The 21,663-nt window shown below is 47.9% G+C and carries 12 protein-coding genes; 5 read left to right on the top strand and 7 right to left on the bottom strand.

All coding sequences use genetic code 11. The annotated features are described in order from the left end of the window. The first annotated feature begins 150 nt into the window (after window positions 1–150). The 3 genes from OSCIL6407_RS0109820 to OSCIL6407_RS0109810 all read left to right on the top strand — a co-directional run bounded on the left by OSCIL6407_RS0109820 (window position 151) and on the right by OSCIL6407_RS0109810 (window position 7,715). Window positions 151–903, top strand: a complete 753-nt coding sequence (locus OSCIL6407_RS0109820) for a hypothetical protein (protein ID WP_026103691.1) — start codon at window positions 151–153, stop codon at window positions 901–903. 249 nt (window positions 904–1,152) lie between these two features. Beyond that, the gene (locus OSCIL6407_RS0109815; RefSeq protein ID WP_007358251.1) at window positions 1,153–4,458 is read left to right on the top strand and encodes an Ig-like domain-containing protein; all 3,306 of its coding nucleotides are present in this window, start codon (window positions 1,153–1,155) and stop codon (window positions 4,456–4,458) included. Window positions 4,459–4,739: 281 nt separating this feature from the next. Continuing rightward, a complete protein-coding gene (locus OSCIL6407_RS0109810) occupies window positions 4,740–7,715 on the top strand; it encodes an Ig-like domain-containing protein (protein ID WP_007358250.1) in 2,976 nt (991 codons plus the stop codon). Window positions 7,716–8,157: 442 nt separating this feature from the next. Here the strand turns inward: OSCIL6407_RS0109810 and OSCIL6407_RS0109805 are convergent, their stop codons facing one another. The 5 genes from OSCIL6407_RS0109805 to OSCIL6407_RS0109780 form a co-directional block, all read right to left on the bottom strand. Then, complete coding sequence (locus OSCIL6407_RS0109805) at window positions 8,158–8,685, bottom strand: tetratricopeptide repeat protein (protein WP_007358249.1); 528 nt, start codon at window positions 8,683–8,685, stop codon at window positions 8,158–8,160. A gap of 176 nt (window positions 8,686–8,861) precedes the next feature. Continuing rightward, window positions 8,862–9,653 carry a tetratricopeptide repeat protein gene (locus OSCIL6407_RS0109800; RefSeq protein ID WP_007358248.1) on the bottom strand — a complete coding sequence of 264 codons (792 nt, stop codon included), beginning with the start codon at window positions 9,651–9,653 and terminating at the stop codon, window positions 8,862–8,864. Window positions 9,654–9,882: 229 nt separating this feature from the next. Continuing rightward, entirely contained in the window at window positions 9,883–11,436 is a 1,554-nt protein-coding gene (locus tag OSCIL6407_RS0109795) for a DUF4335 domain-containing protein (RefSeq protein WP_007358247.1), read from the bottom strand. 61 nt (window positions 11,437–11,497) lie between these two features. After that, entirely contained in the window at window positions 11,498–12,106 is a 609-nt protein-coding gene (locus OSCIL6407_RS0109790; protein WP_007358246.1) for a DUF3038 domain-containing protein, read from the bottom strand. Between the two features lie 322 nt (window positions 12,107–12,428). Continuing rightward, the gene (locus OSCIL6407_RS0109780) at window positions 12,429–15,200 is read right to left on the bottom strand and encodes an endonuclease MutS2 (RefSeq protein ID WP_019487166.1); all 2,772 of its coding nucleotides are present in this window, start codon (window positions 15,198–15,200) and stop codon (window positions 12,429–12,431) included. A 607-nt stretch (window positions 15,201–15,807) separates the two neighbouring features. Between OSCIL6407_RS0109780 and OSCIL6407_RS0109775 the strand changes: the two genes are divergently transcribed. Next, a complete protein-coding gene (locus tag OSCIL6407_RS0109775; RefSeq protein WP_007354560.1) occupies window positions 15,808–17,082 on the top strand; it encodes a sensor histidine kinase in 1,275 nt (424 codons plus the stop codon). Window positions 17,083–17,354: 272 nt separating this feature from the next. On the opposite strand, the gene OSCIL6407_RS0109765 is transcribed toward OSCIL6407_RS0109775, so the two are convergent. Together OSCIL6407_RS0109765 and OSCIL6407_RS0109760 are read right to left on the bottom strand one after the other, a co-directional pair. After that, window positions 17,355–18,275, bottom strand: a complete 921-nt coding sequence (locus tag OSCIL6407_RS0109765) for a class I SAM-dependent methyltransferase (RefSeq protein ID WP_007354559.1) — start codon at window positions 18,273–18,275, stop codon at window positions 17,355–17,357. A gap of 214 nt (window positions 18,276–18,489) precedes the next feature. Further along, on the bottom strand, window positions 18,490–20,124 hold the full coding sequence (locus tag OSCIL6407_RS0109760) for a DUF3352 domain-containing protein (protein ID WP_007354558.1): 1,635 nt from the start codon (window positions 20,122–20,124) through the stop codon (window positions 18,490–18,492). Between the two features lie 301 nt (window positions 20,125–20,425). Here OSCIL6407_RS0109760 and thyD point away from each other — a divergent pair, with 301 nt between their 5' ends. Next, entirely contained in the window at window positions 20,426–21,352 is a 927-nt protein-coding gene (gene thyD / locus OSCIL6407_RS0109755; protein WP_007354556.1) for a thylakoid membrane protein ThyD, read from the top strand. Window positions 21,353–21,663: the final 311 nt, after the last annotated feature.

The following is a 21,663-nucleotide window of genomic DNA, read 5'->3' as shown; positions in this document are numbered from 1 at the left end:
TGGGGAGATGGGAAGATAGGGAGATAGAGAGCATTACGGAGTAAGGGAGAGGTCAATTTCCATCCTTCCCTCCCCCCGCCCCCCGCCCCCCGCCCCCCCGCTCCTTCGCCCCTCTCCCCATCTTCAGACATCGATCCTGTACGTGCCGGCTTGATCGCCGATCGCTGCTTTTGTCCAGACTCAGAAAACCCTCGTTTGCTGAGAGCTAATACCTTTGCGCGGTGGGATCGACTGGGATACAGAGCCACCACAGCTTACGAAGAGATAGTAGACTGGATCGAAGAACAGCGATCGCAGCAACAACAACACCTCCTAGCCAGCCCCGTTGTCCTCATTGACCGAGCAATTCAGAAATTCCTCCTCAAAGGCCGCCATCTACCCTACAACCAGCTAGCCGCCTTACGGGAATTAGTAGAAACCGCTGTACACTATTGGGAAATCGACGGGCGGCGGCGATTAAACGAACCTGCTACATACTCCCAGCCAGCCGCGATCGCACAGTTTATTCAACTTCTCCGACGCGGTACAGTCACCGCCAACCCCTTTCCCGTGCGGACAGCCGGACTTAGTAGCCGTGCGATCGCCCTAGCCACCATCTTTCAGTACCGCGCCAGCCGCCGCGCTCACAAATACCATTTTTGGCTTGATGCAGGTTCCCCCCTCTGGCTGAGTGGCGGTGCAGCAACCCTGTTTGCAGCTCCCCTGTTCCTTCAGAAACACCCCTGGCATCCCAATCAAGCCGAAGATGTACAATTTGCCAACGAGCAAAGACTACGACGAATTTTGCTAGATTTATTAAGCCGCTGTTCCTACCTCTACCTTTGCCACAGCGAACTAGCCGCCAACGGACAAGAGCAAGCAGGGCCACTACTACCTCTGGTTTATGCTTCCATATTCCCCTGAAAAAGTCAGCCTTACTCTCTGAAATGGAAGTTATAACAAAATAGATGAGTAAAAAAAACGTCAAGATGTTAACATTTTTAGGGCAAAATAGATCGAGATTAAAAAATCTATATATCTCTTGTCAATTTGCTTGAATATGTTAAAACTAATCAGGATTGTCGATAAATTTAAAGTCTATTTTTCCTGAGAAACTAATCTTCAAACCCTTCGTCAAGTCCATAGGGATCGTCTAAAAAAGGAGTTGTAATCATGCCCGGTGCAGTGCCAGTAGGTTTTGTCGGAGATGGCCCTCCCTTTGTGTTAGGGCCGGATGAAACTCTCGGAGGAAGTCCAGCCCCATCTCCGACCCCAACCCCAACCCCAACCCCCACACCTACACCAACTCCCACCCCCACACCTACACCAACTCCCACCCCCACCCCCACACCCACACCTACACCTACTCCTGTTGCCGATGACACTACACCGGGAGCCGACGACACCCTACCTCCCGCCACTGGTGACGACACCTTACCGGGCAACCTGGGCGGAATTATCAGAGGGACTGAAACCAATGACTCCTTAGTTGGCAGCCCCAGAGTAGACGTAATCTCAGGGTTAGGAGGTGCTGACACCCTCATCGGTGATGGCAGCGACGACGAACTTAGAGGAGATGATGACGACGATCTACTCTTTGGCAACACAGGTCAGGACACCCTCGATGGCGGTACAGCCCTTGATACCCTCTACGGCGGCAAAGATAACGATTTATTGTCTGGCGGTAGTGAAGGCGATCTTCTCTTTGGCAACAACGAAAACGATACTGTTATCGGCGGTGATGGCAGAGATACCGGTTATGGCGGTAAAGGCAACGACAGCTTGCGCGGTGGTTCCGCTGACGACAGCCTCTTCGGAGATTTAGGCGAAGATATCGTCTGGGGAGACCAGGGTAACGATACCCTCTCTGGCGGTGGAGGTGACGACCTCTTGTTTGGCAACGAAGGCGGCGACTGGCTCTTCGGCAATGACAGCAAAGATACTATTTTTGGAGGCGAAGGAGACGACATCGTTTTCGGCGGCGACGGCGACGACAACATTGTTGGCGAAAGCGGTAACGACGTTCTCTGGGGCGAGTTCGGTAGAGATACCCTCTCCGGCGGTGATGGCAGAGATGTCTTTGTCCTTGGTACCTTCACAGCCCCCAATCCTAGCAACGCCAGCATTCCCCTCGTCACCACCACTGGCGGCCCCGATATAGCCGATGCTGACTTGATTACAGACTACCGCAGCGGCGATCTAATCGGACTGAGTGGCAGCCTCAGATTTGAAGACCTCGTAATCTTTCAAAGCACCGATGCTAGAGCCGGAAGTACCATTATCCGTAACGGTACTACGGGCGACTTTTTAGCAGTATTGCCAGGAGTAGATAGCAGGACGCTCGGTCGGGCTAACTTCATTGCCGCCCCCACAAGGCCAGGGCTAGCAACACCACCACCTTCTCCCTCTCCTACTCCCGTTCCTACCCCAGACCCATCAGGAACACCAACCCCAACTCCAACTCCATCGGGCACACCAACCCCGACTCCTACCCCAACTCCATCGGAGACACCAACCCCAACTCCAACTCCATCGGGGACACCAACACCAACTCCATCGGGAACGCCAACTCCGACTCCATCGGTGACACCAACCCCGACTCCTGCGATCAATCAGCCCCCAATAGCGGTCAATGACAGCGTTACCACCGTTGCCAACCAAACAGTTTCCTTTAATGTCCTAGTTAACGATACTGATGCTGACAGGAATATTCTTAACGTCAGCACCTTTACTGCAACTGTTAACGGACAACTAGAGCCTGTGGCTGGGGGAACGTTCCGATATACTCCCAATGCTGGTTTTACTGGTAGTGACAGCTTCAGCTACTCGATTACTGACGGCAATGGCGGCACGGCTCAGGCAAGTGTCACTATTAATATCAACAGTCCGCCACGAGTAGTTGTTAACGAAGGCATTATTGTCTCCAAGAGTTCTCCAGTCGAGATTATTTCTGTTGAGGAACTGTCTGCTACAGATGCCGATACTCCGGCAGAGCAGCTAATTTACACCTTGACGAAAGCACCCGATCCTGCAAAAGGATTTCTGCAAAGGGGAACCAGCTTTGTCAATATCGGTGACAAGTTTAGCCAGCAAGACATCCTGAACAACATAGTCAAATACACCTTATTAGCTCCTACTGGCAGTGATAGCTTTGCATTCACAGTTAGTGACGGATTTTCTAACACTCCGCAGTCTTCTTTCAGTATTACTGTCGTAGATAGTATTTCCGATCGCACTGGCATTATCAACGACAACTTCTCAGGCACGGCGCTCAGCGATTATATTGTCGGTGGGACTGGCAATGATACCTTCTTGGGAGGTGATGGCAATGACATCATTGATGGTAGAGCAGGTAACGATTCCATTTTAGGGCAAGCAGCCAATGACTCCCTTTTAGGTGGTACCGGCAACGATGTTTTAAGTGGTGGAGACGGTAACGATACCGTTGATGGTGAAGATGGCAATGACACTATTGATGGCGGGTTTAACAATGACCTGCTATTCGGTGGAGATGCCGACGACTCACTCAGTGCTGGGGAAGGCAACGATACTGTTTATGCCGGAACCGGCAATGATGTCCTATCAGGAGATGCCGGCGATGACTCCCTATACGGAGAGGCTGGCAGTGACATTGTGACAGGAGGAGTTGGCGATGACACCATTGACAGCGGTGCCGGCGACGACATTGTTGATGGCGGCGTGGGCAGAGACTTAATTGATGGTGGCACAGGCAATGATTCAGTATTAGGAGCCGATGGTGACGACACTGTACTCGGCGATGACGGTAACGACACGCAATTGGGAGGTGTCGGTAACGATTACCTCTTAGGCGAGGGCGGTAGCGATTCTCTATTGGGTGAAGCTGGCAACGATACTCTTGATGGTGGAGATGGCGGCGACAGCCTCAATGGTGGATTTGGTAATGATTTGGTCTTAGGCGGTGGCGATAATGACACCCTCTTTGGCGCTGCGGGCGATGACATCCTGGGTGGCGGATTTGGTTCCGATCTCCTGACGGGTGAGGCCGGTAATGATTTCTTCTACTTTGAAACTCCCGCAGAAGGTGTAGATATCATTAGCGATTTCAATGTCAGCGGTAGCGATGCTTTCTTGTTCCGCTCGTCCAATTTTGGCGGCTTTACCAACTCTGGCACGTCTAACGACTTCTCTAGTATTATTATTAGGAATATCGGCTCGGCGGGCGATGATATTGGTGGTCAAGAGGTGATATTGTTTGAGGCAAAATTTGACAATGCTCAAGCTGTAAATGCCGCTTTGAAAAATCAAAAAGGTTCGGGTCAATCAGGAGCTTTCTTTGTCTATCTGAACAATACTTTTAATAAGTATCTTTTGGGTTATGACCCGAATGTTAGTGATGATAGTCTCCCCGCTTTTGACTTGGCTGTACTCAATTCTATTCCTACGTTACCTGGTGCTTTAAGCACTGTAATTACTGCATCGGAGTTCAAGTTTATTTAACTGTTAACTGTTAACTGTTAACGGTTAACAGTTAACAGTTAAAGAAACTTGAAAGATGAGTTTTGCAACGTTAATATTCGGAGGGTGGGCGCTATTATCTCATTCAATTAGCAAGAAATATCGTTATAGCAGCGCCCACCTTACTTCTATGTCTTAATTGACGAAGGCGATTGCTATAACTAAAACAGTTAAAAACTAACAGTTAACAGTTAACAACTAACAGTTAACAACTAACAGTTAACAACTAACAAAATTTAGCGTTTATTTAAGGAGGCGGAACAATGCCAGGTGCAGTGCCAGTAGGCTTTATTGAGGACGGGCCACCGTTTTTGCTTCGAGATGAAAATGGCGAGATTACTGATATTCTCCCTACACCAACCCCAACGCCTGCACCTACTCCCACCCCAACGCCAGATCAGGGTACGAGTCCTTCTGTGAGTCAGGGGACAAGTCCTTCCGTCAGTCAAGGTACAAGTCCTTCTGTAAGTCAGGGGACTAGCCCTTCCGTCAGTCAGGGTACAAGCCCTTCCGTCAGTCAGGGTACAAGTCCTTCTGTAAGTCAGGGAACTACCCCTTCTGTGAGTCAGGGTACGCGGCCTGCCATAACACAAACACCTGCACCTGTGGAGACGTTGACACCGACTCCTACTCCTCCTCCAGAACCAATATTTGTTCAGGGTGTGGTTCAGGGAACCAACCTGGACGACTATTTAATTGGTGGCCCTCGGAATGACACTATTTCAGCGCGTCCCGGTGATGATACCGTTTTTGGGGGGGACGGCCCAGATTTGCTCCGAGGCGAAGAAAATAACGACTATTTGAATGGTAATGCTGGCAGAGATACTGTTGAAGGCGGGGCAGGCGATGACAGTGTAAGAGGCGGTAAAGATGACGATCTGGTTTCTGGAGATCAGGGTAGCGATACTACTTATGGCGACCAGGGTAACGATATTGTCTTTGGTAGCGAAGGTAATGACACGCTTTTTGGTGGTAAAGGTAATGACTGCTTGCGTGGTGGTGGCGAGGATGACTTAGTTTCTGGCGATCGCGGCAATGATACTCTTTTTGGCGATACCGGTAACGATACTGTACTCGGTGGTGGTGGTAGCGACCTTCTGTTAGGCCAGGAAGGAGGAGACAGGATCAACGGCGGTGCTGGCAACGATACTGCTAGCGGCGGCGAAGGAGACGATATTATTTATGGTGGTGAAGGTAACGACGAACTTGCTGGTGATAGTGGTGATGACGTTCTCTCTGGCGATCGCGGTTCAGATACATTCACTGGCGGTGAAGGCAGAGATACCTTTGTTATCGGTAGATTTAGCACTCAACCAGCTTCCCTCAGTAGTGGCAGTGCGACTACTGGCGGCGTTAATTTAACTGATGCTGACCTAATTAGAGATTTTACTGACGATGATGCGATCGCCCTTACAGGTGATTTGAGATTCGCAGACTTGGAGATATCCCAAGGAACAGGCTCAAATTCCAGCAACACCATTATTAGAGACAAGCGCACGGGCGAATTTTTAGCAATACTGCTCGACGTTAAACCTACAACTGTCAACGAATCAAGGTTTACAACAAATCCCGTTCCGTTTGTTGATGAAAACCCATTTCCCATTCTAGGTACAACTCCCTCGACAACGGGCACAACTCCCTCAACAACGGGTACAACTCCTTCGACAACGGGCACAACTCCCTCGCCCGTAACGGCAACGCCAACTCCTACGCCTACTCCCACACCTACGCCAACTCCCACACCTACGCCTACGCCAACTCCCACACCTACGCCAACTCCCACACCTACGCCAACTCCCACACCTACGCCTACGCCAACTCCCACACCAACAGCAACACCCACACCTACTCCTACAACAACGGGTACTAGCCCTTCTCCTGCAACGGGTACTACTCCAAGTTCACTACCAACCCTAGTACCGTCACCAACTCCTAGCGTGAGTCCAGGCCCTTCTCCCATACCGCCACCAACTCCAACTCCTGGGTTAGGGCCGACTTCCCCTGCTTTCCCAACGGCGACAACCAACCAACCGCCAATCGTGGAAAGCTCTAAGAGCCTAGTAACCAGTCAGGACATACCTTTAGCCCTTAGCATTCAAACACCGAGTGACCCAGAGGGTGCAGCGTTAACAGTCACAGTGACACAACTGCCTAATCCTACCTTCGGTCAAATATTGCGAAATACCTCTGTCACCTTATTGAACGAAAAATTGAGCGTTCAAGACTTGACCTCGCTCAGATTTGAACCTGCAACTAATGTCACTGGGAAAGCTGGATCGTTTAGTTACAGTGTCAGCGATCCTGAAGGTGGTACAGCAACATCCTCGATCGCCATCAATATTAATCCGTTTAACGCTAACACTGGTACCCAAGTTAATACCCCGCCAACTGCGATCGATGACGGTTTAATTCTGACTACTACTAACAATCCTCTCCCAACTCTAATTAATGTACTAGCCAACGATAGTGACGCTGAAAACCAGCCACTGAGGATCATCAGTCTCAGCACCACTAAAGCTGGCTCGACGGTAAATCTTGGCGGTACAGGGGTGCAGTTCACCCCTGCTGGTGCTGCTGGTACTGTTGCTTTTACCTACACCATCAGCGATGGCTTTGGGACGAGTCCAGGTACGGCCGCAGCTACAGTTAACGTTCAGGTATTTTTGGCAGATAGCGGTGCTAACACTATTGTGGGCGGTTCTTTCCCGGATAACTTCAACGGTTTAGCTGGTAGCGATACGATTGATGGGGCAGGGGCAAATGACACTATTAATGGTGGACTTGATAATGATGTGCTCATAGGCGGCGCTGGTGTTGATAGCATGAGCGGCGGCGGCGGTAATAATACATTCCGCTATACTAGCCCTACTGATGGAGGTGCAGTTTTTGAGGCGGCTTCGCCTGCGGGAATTAATGCTGCGATCGCGGCTGGCGGCTACGATATTATTACGGATTTTGCCGCTCTGGGTGTACCGATTAACGACCAGTTTAACTTTACCCCTGCATTCCCCAATCTCAAAGGCGCAAACCAAATTGTATTACCAGTGCAGACAACTGTTTCGCTTAATATTTTGGGAGGAACTGCCTTCTTATTTGCTTATGATGCGGGTGGCAGCACTTACATCATTTACGATGGTAACGCCGATAATACTAGCGGTAACGATTCTCGCATCTTAGCGAAATTAAATGGTGTTACTGGTGTCCCATTCCTTTCTCCTTTTGACTTTACTTTTATCTAGAGAGATAACTAGACAGGACTTACGCACCTAACCAAAGAAACCGGGTTTCGACTTTCGCTCAACCAGCAGTTTTTTGACGAAAATACTTCTTTGTGACCCACAGATTCTCTCAAAAACCGTTCGGCTGACGCTCACGGCCCAAGCCCGGTTTCTGGGACTCCCTGCGTAAGTCCTCTCTAATACCAAATCCGGGTTTACTACACCCTTTATTGTCATTGCGAGCGAAGCGAAGCAATCGCAGAGACTAGGCGATTGCTTCGCTTCGCTCGCAATGACGGATTATATTATTACTAATAAAGGGGATGACTAACTGGTATTTGGTATTATAGCAACCGCCAAGGTATTTAAGGCACTCGCTTATTGCTGAAGCCTTGATTCTTTTCCCTTCTTCCCTTCTTCCCCTAGCCCCTAGCCCCTAGCCCCTAGCCCCTACCTATAAATATTACTCTAACCCATTTTCTTTCAACACTCGCTCAATTGTTTCAGCTTCCTGATTTTGACCTTGCTGCTTAAATAAATCCCTAGCTTTTTTTAGCGGTTCCGCCGCTTCTTGGGGTCGATTTTGTTCGTAAAGTGCTCTCCCTAAAAGATAGTGAAGAACTGCTACATTAGGCTTGAGACTAACAGCCTTCTCAAAATTAGAAATAGCTTCTTCTAACTTATCTTGATTAGCTAAAACACTGCCCAAATTAGCATAAGCCTCTGCAAAGTTAGGGTTGATTTCAATTGCTTTGCGAAATGCTGCTTCTGCACCTGCTAAGTCTTGTTTCTGAACCAATGCCACGCCTTTCTGAAAATAATCATTGGCGCTGGAATTCTGAGCTAAAATTTGGGATGCCAATAGTGTCCGTGTAGGTTTTGCTGCCTTTACAGATGGCAAGTTAGTAGCAGCAATAGCTTCAGAAGTTATTAGCGTTACTGCTACAGCAACAATAGTCAAAATCTCCCTAGTTTTGAATTTTTTTAACATTTTCCCAAAAAATGTAGTGGTAGATATCTATCTGAAATGAATACTCATCTTCCAGGGTGGGCGCTACTATCATTTCATTTGATTAGGATAAAAATCGTTAATTCAGCACCCACCAAAGCTGTTGTTACTATCGCTAGTGACTAACAACTAACAACTAACAACTAACAACTAAACAACTAACTATTATCTGTAACACTAGCACGCGCTTCCTGAGTAATAGCCAAATTCTTTTGAGTTCTCGCCCATTCCTCCGGGAATTCTGTTAAATTATAGACTTCCAAGGCATTTTCGTAACAGGCAAGAGCACGCTCCAAATTTTCCTGACGATCGAAATAAACGCGATCGCCATAAGCAGCGGCCAAATTATTTTGAGTCCCGGCCCAAACATCTGGGAAATTATCGCGGCTAAAAATTGTAGAGATTGCTTCATAACCTGCGATCGCAATCTCTAAATTGTTACCTCTATCCCCTCCGGGAAATTGCTGCATTAAATTGCTGAAATTGCCAATCACGCCAGCCAAAGCTAAACTCTCCTCTGCATCTACTTCTGGTAGAGTAGCCATTGCCCAAGATTGTAACATTTCAGCTAAAACTGGATCGAGTTTATTTTGATTTGCTTCCAAAATCGGATATACGATCTCCGGGTCGGGATTTTCTGAGATTGTCTGCAATATCTCACCCAAAAAATTAAAATACTCACTAGGTATTCCTTCTGGTAAGGACAAGTCCAAAGCTTCTGCTAATTGAACAGCAATTTCTTGCAAAAAGGAAGCGGCTTCCTCATTACCATCCTCTGCTATCCTTACTGCTGCCATTTCCATTGTTTGCACCAGGCCAATATCTAATAAGTCAGGATAGGAATTCAGAGTTTCTGCTTCTTGACCCGTCTCGCAACTCAGCAGGTCATGAATGACTTTTAGATATGCTTCAATGCGTTCTTCATTAATTTGAGGGTTGTTACTGGTCATTGTTAGTTGTTAGTTGTTAGTTGTTCGTGGTTAGTCGTTAATTGTTAATTCTTGGCTGTTGTTTTTAAGTATTGAGGCGGGAGGATTTAAGGGATTTCTCACTTAAGAATCGAGATATTGGCGAACCCGCCCCCGATCGGAATTATGCCTAACTAACCAGGCTTAATATTATTTGTTCCTTATGCTCGCAACTATCAACTAACAACCAACAACTAACAACTAACAACTATCAATTCAAAGATTCCAAAAACGCTTGTACTTTACCATTTGGTCTTAAGACCAAGCGAATTCTAGGAGTTTTTCCGTCTTGGATAGCAGAGACAAAAGGCTCCCCCACTAAGGGCATATTTGTGCGGTCTATGTAATCCCCAGCCGCTTGCCCGCGAGGAATAATGCGTTGAATCGACCCATTGGGATCTAGTTGCAAACTGTATTCTAAAGTTTCCTTCAAACCTTCAGGGGGAGTCCAATTCTGCTCGAAATAAGTTCTAGCCTCTGTAACTTGGGGAATTGTATCAAAAAGAGTGCGGTTGCTGTTAGGTGCAGCAGCCTGGGTATTTTCCTGTGGATTTACTGGCGATGGAGCATCTGCTAGGGGAGGCAGTTCGGTGTCCCCTGGAACTGCGGAGGGGATTCTGCTAAGAGTAGATGGGTTTGGCAAAGTCGGCAACTCGGAAGCTGACGGTGGCCCATTTGACTCTGGAACAGGTATGGGATTTTGAGCAATAGGAGCTTGTTTGGGAGCTCTAGCAATGGGGGCTTCTTGGGTAACGGGTGCTTGGCGATCGCTTAAATCTCCCGGAATAGTAACAATACGTTCTGGGGGACTCGAAGGTTCAGGGACAGGCGGTTGGGGAAATAGCGGTGGCGGTGGCTGCACTGGGTTAGGTTGTGCGGGAGTAGGGGGAGTGGGAGTCGCGGCTTGTGGCGATGCGGGGCTAGGTAGTATAGTCCCCGGCGGTGGCAATGGTGGTAATGGCGACTTGGCGAAAGCAGGGGGGGGAGGTACAGTCTGAATGGGACTTGGAGAGATCGGGCTGGCGATCGCGCTAGGCGTTGAACTAGGTACCTTCATCGCAGTTTGCTCGTTGCGGTCAGAGCGATCGAGCAGTTTAATCGCACCGGTTGTCAATCCTACAGTTAAAAGTACCACTGCTGCACTGCGGAGCCAGGGTGTAGAAGCTTTACTTTCGCCTGAACGCTTGAAGTTAGGCAAAGCTAGCAATTCTGTGGCATATTCATCAAGAGCTGTGGCGATGTCAAATAGCTGCAAAGCGCTCAGTTCGATCGCGATTCTCGATGTATCATCCGCTAGCTGCCCTAAAAATAGCTCGTGAGCCAGTAAGCCCCGCGCTTGCAGGCGTGGGTGAGCAGTAAGGAGAGGAGAAGTATTCGGGGAGTAGGGTGTTTTTGCATCCACCGTACTCGCTTCCTTTTCAAAAGGGTTGCGGTCTTCGTTCAAAATTACAGTAGGCGCTGTTGAGAGTTCCGAGCCTATTTCCGCAATTGTGTCTGTACTTCCCGACTTTAATCTGAGAGCGCCAGTCGGGGGTTGGCTGAGAAAGTCTTGCACATAAGTGCTTACCACTTCGTGTAGGGCTTCAAGTTGGGCGCGATCGCCTTTAAGCGTAACGTGCCTTTCTTCTGGTAAGCGCGGATCGTCGAGCCGCAGCTCGAAACGAAGAGATTTTAACACTGGTTTACCCGCCCAACGAGAGAGGGGCGAAACTTTAGCCGTGATTTCTAGGGTGCAAGTGGGGGGCGTGTACCGTCGCAGAACCATAGGGGTAATTAAAAATTAAAAATTAAAAATTAAAAATTTCAGGAACAAACTGATGGCATTTTTAATTTTTGGAACGGTCTAAAAGGGCTAACCAGAGGCGACGATGACCGTCTGGGCTGCTGTAGAAGAGCAAATCAATTAGGAGTTTGAAGGCTAACTGAGTCAGGTTGTCTGAGGTTAAGTCTTCTGCATCTTCCATGCGATCGGAGTAAGTATTGCTGAAGGTATCCAGATAATCTCCTAGCAGGGCAACTGTATGGGGTTCGCGGTTTTGCTCAGTGAGTTGTTCGAGCAAGGCGACGGCCCGACGGATCAAGGCCTGGTGTTGCTTAGCCAGATGACAGACGATTAAAACTAGCGATCGCGCTTCTTCCACATCTAGTTTTTTGCGCCCTCCCTGACTTTTCCGCAAGGGATTTGACTGTCTGAGCCGCCACAGGCTTACCCTATCTGCCACTAACGACTCTAGATTTAGTTCCGCCGCTACTCGGAGCATGGCATCAGAGCCAATCCCAGCCAAAGCTTCGAGCGCTAGCAGCACTAAATCCAGTTGGGCTTTAATGTTGTCTAGCTGCGTCGGTTCCGGTGCTTTCTGGGTCAGTTCCTCCCACTTGGGAGAAACTTTGCCTGCGACGTTTGTAGGATTTGGGAACTTCACGATAGAGGGCATAGCTTCAGCTTATTGAATAAGACAGAGTTTGGCAAAGCCGTTACGAAAAATGAGACAGAGGAGCTGGGGAGCGGGGGAGCGTGGGGGCGGGGGAGCGGGGGAGCGTGGGGGGCGGGGAGCGAGAGGAGCGTGGGGAGCGGGGGAGCGGGGGGGCAGGGGAGCGGGGGAGCGGGGGAGCAGAGGAGCTGGGGAGCAACTTATCAATTAAAAGTTAAAAATGTACAATTAAATTGTATATTTAATTTTTAATTTTTAATTTTAATTGGCTTGGCTTACCCATTGGGTTTAGCCTTGCTACTAAACCAACCAATTTCAAAACTTCTCAACGGAGATAGGCAATAGTGACTCCAGAACCTCCCTCTGCTGTGCCGGCAATTTCGTAGTGGGAAACTAGAGGATGGGATTCTAAAAATTCATGGATGCCTTTCCTCAACTGTCCCGTACCTTTACCGTGAATAATCCAAAGCACTCCTGACTCCATCGCCGCTGAGAAAGCTTGGTCTACTTCTCTTTCCGCCTCTGATACTCTCATTCCTCGCAGGTCGATTGTATTCTGGGAAGTACGAACGGTGACTGGGGAGGTTTGAGGTTTGACGTTTGAGTTTTGTGGGGGTGCTGATTGACTACCCGCCTTGAGTCTTGAGTTTTGAGTTTTCTCTTGCTCCTCTGCTCGTTTAGCTATTTCTGGTTTCTGACCATCTAGGGATTCGATTTCTGCCAGTTTCACTGTCATTTTCATCATCCCAAATCGGACGGTTAGTTCTTCGTTGTTGTCGGGGCCGCTGAGGACTTCGGCGGTTTGACCAACGCGGGGGATGCGGATGCGATCGCCTACTTGAGGGCGAAATCCTGGTTTCGGTTTGGCAGGTTCTTTACGGGATGGTAGATGTTTTTCGCCAATTTGGTTTAAAGCTAGGGTCGCTTCTTGAGCGTCTTGAGCGGAGGCGGGGCCTTGTTGTAAACGGCGGATAACTTGAGCGACTTCTGCTTTAGCGGCGGCGATCGCTTGCTGTACTGCGGCTTCCTGACCTAGCTTTAACTCTCGTTCCCGTTCCTGCAATGTTGCTGCTTTTTGGGAAACTTCCCTATGCAGCATTTCTGTTTGCTGTAACAGTTGAGTTGCTTCTCGCGCTTTGGTTTCCTGTCTCCGTCGTTGGGCCTCCAGTCCAGCTATTACCTGGTTAACATCCTCGGATGCACCACCAACATAAGTTGCAGCCAGATTTGCAATTTCTGGTAACAGACCAAGGCGTTTGGCGATCGTTAGTGCGTTGGAACGTCCCGGAATTCCCCACAGCAGGCGATATGTCGGTTGCAGGGAACTGTCGTCAAATTCCACTGAGGCATTTTCAAAGCGATCGTCTTGATATTTGAAGGCTTTGAGTTCGCCGAAGTGGGTTGTGGCGACTGTTAGCAGTGCATGATCTGCCAGGTATTGCAGGAGGGCGATCGCTAAAGCACTCCCTTCTGAAGGGTCAGTTCCGGCCCCTACTTCATCCAGTAATACTAGAGATGGGGAGCAGGGGAGCGGGGGAGCAGGGGAGCGGGGGAGAGGGGGAGCAGGGGAGACTGGGTGCGATTTAAGTTCTCCCTCTCCCCTAACTTCCCCACCTTCCCTATCTTCCCCATCTCCCCTATCTCCCCCATCTCCCCCATCTCCCTCATCTCGCCTACCTTCCCCATCTTCACCTATCGCCTTTAAGATCCGACTTATGCGGCGGATGTGACCGGAGAAGGTGGATAAGCTTTGTTCTAGAGACTGTTCATCGCCGATATCTGCCAAAATGTAATCAAACCAAGGCAGTTCTACGGGTTCCCGTGCTGGTACGAACAATCCTGCTTTTGCCATCAAAGCTGCTAAGCCCAAGGTTTTGAGGGTGACTGTTTTGCCTCCAGTATTGGGGCCGGTGATGGCGACTACTCGGATTTGCGGCTGAATTATCAGGTCAATCGGTACTACTGGCAAACCTTGTTCGTGCTGTTGTTGCCATACCAATAAGGGATGACGCAACTGGCGCAAAGTTATCGGGGAATTATGGGTTTTGAGAGATTGCTTTGTGCCTCTCAAGGCTAAACCCTGCGGGGAGTCTACCCCAAGATGGTTTTGAGTTTTAAGAGTAGGAAATTCCCCCTTGCTCAAGAACTCTGGGGCGGGCACGGGGGCACCGCCCCTACTGTCCCTACTCCCCGTCTCCCCCATACCTGGGTGAAAGTCGATAAATCGAGGGGGGTTGGCTTCTAGCCACAGGCTGTAACGTGCTTTGGCGTAAGCTAAGTCTAGGGTGGTGGCGATCGCTAGCAATCTCTCTAAGTCGGGCTTTACCTCTGCTACTTGCTCGCTCAAGATCCGGCGCACGGCTTCTTCTTCCACTTGTTCTTGCCGTAATTGTTGCCGCATTTGATTGTTGAGGTTGACAACTCTATGGGGTTCGATGTACAATGTCGCGCCACTCATTGAGGTGTCGTGAACGATGCCGGGAATGGCATCTTTCTGGGGAGCTTTGACAGGGAGGACGAAGCGATCGCTCCTTTGAGTAATGAGTTGTTCCTGCAAGGCGTTGGCTTGACGCTGTAAGATGCCCTGCAATACCTGATAGATGCGATCGCGTAACTGCCGCATTGAGTCGCGAATGCCGCCGAGTTTGGGTGTGGCTCTGTCTGTCACATTGCCGCGCTCATCAATGCAGCGGTGGATTTCTTGCTCCAATTCGGGATAAGTCCGCAACTGGGCCACCAATTCCGTGAGTACGGGAACGTCGGGCTGATTGTCAATTACTCGGCGCAATTGCCTAGCACCGGCCAGAGTAGTAGCGATCGCCAACAGTTCCTCCCCGCTGAGGATACCTTGAACTTGAGCTCGTTCTAGGGAATCGCCGATGTCTTGAATGCCATCAAAACTCAGACCCCCGGCAAGGCGACTCTCCAAAAGGTAAGCTTCCTGAGTCTGGGCTAATAGCTGCGCCGTCTCAGTTGGAGTTTCCGGGATTGGCAAGTGGAGCGCCGCCACAGCACCGAGTTTGGTTGCCGTAAAGGTAGCCAAATGGTGACAAAGGCGGGGCCATTCCAATAGTTCTAGGGTTTCGGCTTGAATCAAAGCTGGTAAGCTAAATCTGAATGTCTCTTAAGCAATTTTAAGGTTTTTTTCAATTGTCGTGCGGCACTTGGGGAAGTCTTCCCAAGCAAGCAATGTCAGCAATTTTTGATACCTATGATGGTAATAATACCTGTTTTAGAAGGGTTGGATGAACCAATCTCGGTCAATTGCATGGCGTGGTGAGAGTTTAAGGCGGTGGAACAGCCTGCCTAATTTAGAGATACAACTGCTCCCTCGATCTGTCGCTCTCCCTAATCAGCTTCAAGCATTGAGGGAATTTCGGCAGTATTTTGAGAGATAAAGTTCTGATTTTGACTCACCAAAATATTAATAACTATGAATTAGAGTCAATCATAATCTTTACACAATATTTCCTACCTCCTTTGCGATCGCCCTAATTGCAGATAATAAATAGCTCCACCTAATTCAAAGTAAAAGACAGATGACTAAAAAGGTTGCTGTGTAAGCATTATTCCCTATTCTCTCTTCCCTCTTCCTTCTACTTAGCATCAAGCACCACAACCCCAAATGATGTATTAAAGAAAAGGGTCGCATCTAGCTCAATTGTGACGGATGTATGCTGGAGATATAGGGAACTGGTGCACATATGGCAAAAATTCTAGTGATCGATGACGATGTAACGGTTCAGATCGTCCTGCAAGACCTACTGGAGAGTGAAGGACACGAGGTCGCGATCGCTTTCGACGGTCAAGATGGTCTCTCTCAAGCCCACCACAGACCCCCTGACTTGATAATTTGCGATTGGATGATGCCCTACATTGATGGGTTAGAAGTATGTCGCCAACTGAAAGCTAACCCAGAACTAGCTACCGTCTTCTTCATCCTACTGACAGCGCGAGAAGAACTTGACGACAGGGTAAAAGGACTTGACAACGGCGCTGATGACTTCTTATCCAAACCAATTGAAACAGAAGAGTTGTTAGCGCGAGTGCGTGCGGGCCTGCGGTTGCGCGGACTGACACAGCAGTTAGAGCGAACCCTACAAGATTTGCAGCAAACTCAGACTCAGTTAGTACAAAGTGAAAAAATGTCTAGTCTGGGGCAATTAGTAGCTGGTATCGCCCACGAAATTAACAACCCAATCACTTTTATTTACAGCAACTTGAGCCACGTTCAAAGTTACGGAGCTGACTTAATTGAGTTGCTGCGTTTATATCAAAAAGAATTAAAAAATCCCAGTCCCGAAATCTTGCAAAAGCAGCAAGAAATGGAATTAGATTTCGTCCTCGACGACTTGTTTAAGATTTTATTCTCCATGCAGACAGGAAGCGAACGTATCCGACAGATAGTTCTTTCTCTGCAAGATTTTTCTCGCACAGACCGTTCAGGATGGCAACCTGTTGACGTTCACGCCGGTTTAGACAACACCATTTTAATGTTACAGCATCGCTTGCCCGCGCGGGAGGGTAGACCCGATATTAAGGTCATTAAAGACTACAGTAAAATGCCTCAAGTTGAATGTTATGCTGGTCTCTTAAATCAAGCATTCTTGAATATTATTAACAATGCGATCGATGCTTTAGAGTTATCAGGTGTTGATTGGGGGCTGTCAGGGGAGGAAGTTAAAAATGAATCTGAGAAAAACCATCTGAAACCAACGATTAAAATTCATACTGAGGTTTTAGATGAGAACCGCATTTTAATTATAATTGCTGATAATGGAGCCGGAATGAGCGAATATGTGAAATCGCGAATTTTTGACCCATTTTTTACTACTAAGCCAGTTGGCGATGGAACTGGCTTAGGTTTATCTATTAGCTATCAAATTGTTGTACAACAGCACAAAGGGGAATTGAAATGTATTTCTGAACCGGGTAAAGGTACGGAAATTTGGATAGAAATTCCGATTAGACATTGCTAATTGCTAATTGCTAATTGCTAATTGCTAAGCTGTTGAACATTTAAAACAGATTGTAGGGTGCGTCAGTCCGAAGTTTTTCCCGTTTAAGCGTAAGTGTTCTAGCTGACGCACCCTACAAGCCTAGTTAGTGGTTTTAAATGCACAACAGCTTATTACCTATCTCCCCTATCTTCCCCATCCTCCCCATCTCCCCTATCTTCCCTATCCTCCCCATCTCCCCCATCCTCCCTCTCTTCCCCTTTCCCTAGTCCCTAGCCCCTAGCCCCTAGCCCCTAGTTTATTGCTTTGGCAATTACAGTCCGATGACGGGGGGAATTACAAGTAATTGTCGGTGTGGCAAAACCTGCTTCTACTAAAGCTGCACTTATATCTAAGCTGAAATATTGATCCAAATAAGGCTCAGTGCTTTTGAGCAAAGTCAAGATATAAGGTGGCATTTTGGCATAAATTTCCGATTGAGGATTCATGTCCATCATTGCCAAATATCCATTAGGGCGTAACAATCGCTTTGCTTCACGAAATATTTGCATTGTTGCAGCTTGTGGCAATTCGTGACACACTAAAAAGATGGAAACTAAATCAAAAGATGCTGAGGGTAAACCTGTTGATTCTCCTGCTGCGTGAACCCAATTAATTCTGCGGTTTTGTTGTTGTGATTGATACTGGGCAACTGCCAGGAAATAAGGCGATAAATCTACTCCTGTAATCTTCGCCTGCGGATAAGTATTTTGCATGGCAAAACTACTCATGCCGACACTACAGCCCAAGTCTAAAATGTCAAGGGGTTCGCTAACAATTTGCTCTTTAAGAATGTCGTGATAACTTTGGCGAAGTTTAGCGTCGCCTTCTGCGCCTGCTTCTGGCCAAATTCCCGCATGAACTGCACGCGCTGCAACTCCAACTTCTGTTGCTGCTTCCCAGCTCATATTACCCTGTTCGTAAGCATGGAATGATGTTAGATAATACTTAGGGTAACTTAAGTTTGGATTTTGTACGCTTTGCATTTCTGCATCCCAGTTACGGGCTAAAAGTGCTTGCGCTTCCTCTCGCCAATGTACCCCTATTTTTTCTGCTCGTTTAATCATCATTTCGCGGGCCTGGTGTTTTGCCAAGTTAGCTAAAGGTTTGATGGAAAGTACACCATTTACTAAGCGCGAAGCAAGTCCCAGATTTGTATTAGTAGCAACAGTCATTTTTTGTATTTTTTCTCTAGTACGGCATGAATGCAGTGCCATAGCTGACTGCACTCAGTCGTTGATCATACTACTTTTATTACCATTTAGCAATTGGGTAATGTTTTTAGTAATTATATCTGTAGATAATCCTACTATATCTTGGCATTTAATCTAACTGTTGCTTGGACAGGATAATCCGCTATTTCTTGATAGAATCATCGTTAATAATTACCTAGCTTTTGGTCTTCAACCCCAACAGCATCTCTACTTGAGCAGTTGAGGGATCGGGGTAAGTTGTGCTGATACCAATTCCATGAATTGAATTCAATAATGTCGCGGTTTCTGGTGGTAATAAAGTCGGCTGTACAGACAAAACATAACGGTTTGCCCAAGCCATAGTTTTTTCCATATCCCAGTAAAGATAACCCTGGCTTGGTTGGGCTAAAGACTTTGCGATCGCAAAGGAACTAGGACTGCTAGTAGGTGACTGCGGTTGTGCAATAATTACATCAATCAGAGGCCCGCCAAAAGCTATAAAAACTGAATTCTGGTTCAGCCAACCGTGACCAAATACCGTCCCCTGCTGCGGAATTTTCCATTCCGTTACCTCTGTATCCTTAATTTTTCTGGGGGCTACACTTACTGATGGGTTACTGCGAGCGATCGCGTCGAGTTTCTTCAGCGTCGCTTCAGCTTGAGCGCGATTGCTGGTTTCAAAAATCATTACTCCTCCCATACCCAACTGCGATAAAATCCCTTCCTTAGACGCGATCGCGCCCACTGCAAATTCCCCATCCATCCAACCAAAAACCTCTCGATCTGCATTCAAATCTAACCTTTGAAAACCCTGCCTTAATTGTATAATTCCCTTGGCAACTTCAGGATTTTCTTTTGCCTCACTTGTTACCTGCGACCAAATTTTACTGAGTCCTTTTCCCCCAATCAAGGCTACTGTTTCTGCTGGAAATCTTGCCGCTAATTTACGCGCTGTCTGTGGTAGTGGCTCTTTGGCTGCTAATAACGGGTCTAACTGCGAAACTACTTTCAACCTCACACCCCGATCGTCTACTCCAAGGCCCATAACTACCGATTTAATTTGTTTGAATTGCGATAAAGCAGTTGAGGGCACTTTAGAATTTTCTGGCAAGTTTTCCCGTAATTGCTGCATCAAAGCTGGATAGTCAGCAATGAAAATAGTAGCAATTGGATTTGCCACTCCTGCACTTTTGGAAAAAATAGCAGAGGTATCCTGTTTGTTGGCAATATTGGCTTTCCCTTGGAATGTATCAACGGCTGCTTCCACCGTCTTTCTGTAAGGAGCGATCGCTAATTGATTGCCAAGTAAAGCTACGCTGTAACGCTTCCCGCTTGTTTCTGTTACATCAGAAATTTTAACTCCCTTATATTCGCTTTCCTGGGCTTTTGCCCCTTGTTGTGCTTTCAATTTGTTGGCAAAATTCCAAGCGCTGATTTTATTTTTAATAGTGACAGCAACCAATAGTTTTGGGGGTTCTGTTTTAGCAGTTTGTGAGGGTGGAAGTAGGGCAATAGCGACCCCGCCTACCCAAGGTTTGATGTCTTTGTCAAAATCGATATCGCTGCCAGCTAAGCTCTGCTTTTGGAAGTCGCTTAAACTCCGATCGATTAGCTTTTGAGTTTCAGGAGTGCCAAATCGCTGCAACTGAATCAGAGCTCCGGGATTGGGAGAGATAAAAGTGGCCATTATTGCTTCTGGCGGTACGACTTGGGCAAGTTCTTGGGGGCTAAATACTTTGCTGGCGAAGCCTTTGAAGTAAAAATAGGTTGCTGCACTACCTGCTGCAACTATGGCAGCAATTATTAGAAGTCGTGATTTCTTTACAGGCATTATTTATGCTCCTAACATAGCTATTTAAGTTTAACGAAGGGAAAGCAGAGGGGGTTGAGGAAGAGGAAAAGCATGAGTAAGAAAATTTTATCCTTCATCCTTTCCTAACCTCCCGTTTCTCTTTTCCTGTTTGCGGAAAGCCGAAGGCGCAATCAAGAGAATTTTTAATTTTCCTTTTCGATCGAATTGCTCAAGGGTTGTGTGGATGTCCCTATTACCCCGAATGAAGCTAATCTGTATAATCTAGAACAGGTTTGGAGTAAAGTTCAATCGACCACAACCTTTGGAGTAAGTTCGATTAATGAAAGTAGCGATCGCAGGAGCAACGGGATTTGTAGGCAGCCGGCTGGTGGAACGGCTGCATGAGTCAGGGCATCAAGTGCTGGTTTTGAGTCGCGATGTAGCAAGAGCTCGGCGAGTTTTTCCAGCTTTAGCCTATCCCAATTTGGAAATTATCGCCTATACTCCCACAGCATCGGGTTCTTGGCAGCAGGCTCTAGGGGGTTGTGAGGGTGTGGTGAATCTGGCGGGGGCTCCCATCGCTGAGGAACGTTGGACGGCTGCACGCAAACAAGAAATTATGGACAGCCGCAAGCTGACTACTGAAAAATTGGTGGAGGCGATCGCTAATGCTAATCCTAAGCCTTCTGTGTTGGTGAGTGGGTCTGCGATCGGTTATTACGGTACGAGTGAAACGGCGGCTTTTGAGGAAAATAGCCCCCCTGGGGACGATTTTCTGGCTGAAGTTTGTCAGGCTTGGGAGGCGGCGGCGGCCCCTGTGAAGAGTGCGGGGACAAGGCTGGTGATTTTACGGCTGGGAATTGTTTTGGGGATGGGAGGTGCGATCGCGAAAATGCTAGCTCCTTTTAAACTCTTTGCTGGCGGCCCCATCGGTACTGGGAAGCAGTGGTTTTCTTGGATTCACCGGGAGGATGTGGTTAATCTAATTTTGTTCTCGCTTACGCATCCCCAAGTTGAGGGAGTTTTCAACGCCACAGCACCTAACGCGGTTCGCATGACCCAATTTTGTCACACTCTAGGAGATGTTTTAAATCGCCCTTCTTGGCTACCCGTGCCAGGTTTTGCCTTGGAGGTTTTGCTGGGAGACGGTGCAAAAGTGGTTTTGGAAGGTCAGCAAGTTTTACCGAAACACACTTTATCTTCTGGTTTTGAATATCAATATCCTGCTTTAAGGGAAGCATTAGAAGAAATTTTGGCTTCTGCTTAAAAGAAGGGACTAGGGGCTAGGGGCTAGGGGCTAGGGGAAGAGAGGGAAGCAGGGGAGCGGGGGAGCAGGGGAGCAGGGGAGCGGGGGAGCAGGGGAGCGGGGGAGCAGGGGAGCGGGGGAGCAGGGGAGATGAGGAAACTCTTTCCCCAATTAGCAATTAGCAATTAGCAATTAGCAATTAGCAATTAGCAATTAGCAATTAGCCATTAGCCATTAGCCATTAGCCATTAGCAATTACCAGTTAACAAAAAAAAAGTGGCTGTCTCTGGAACCAGGACAGCTACTTGATAGAACGCATATTAAAATCTGTG

It is taken from the genome of Kamptonema formosum PCC 6407 (assembly GCF_000332155.1).
GTDB lineage: Bacteria > Cyanobacteriota > Cyanobacteriia > Cyanobacteriales > Microcoleaceae > Kamptonema > Kamptonema formosum.
This window is presented reverse-complemented; position numbering and strand designations above follow the sequence as displayed.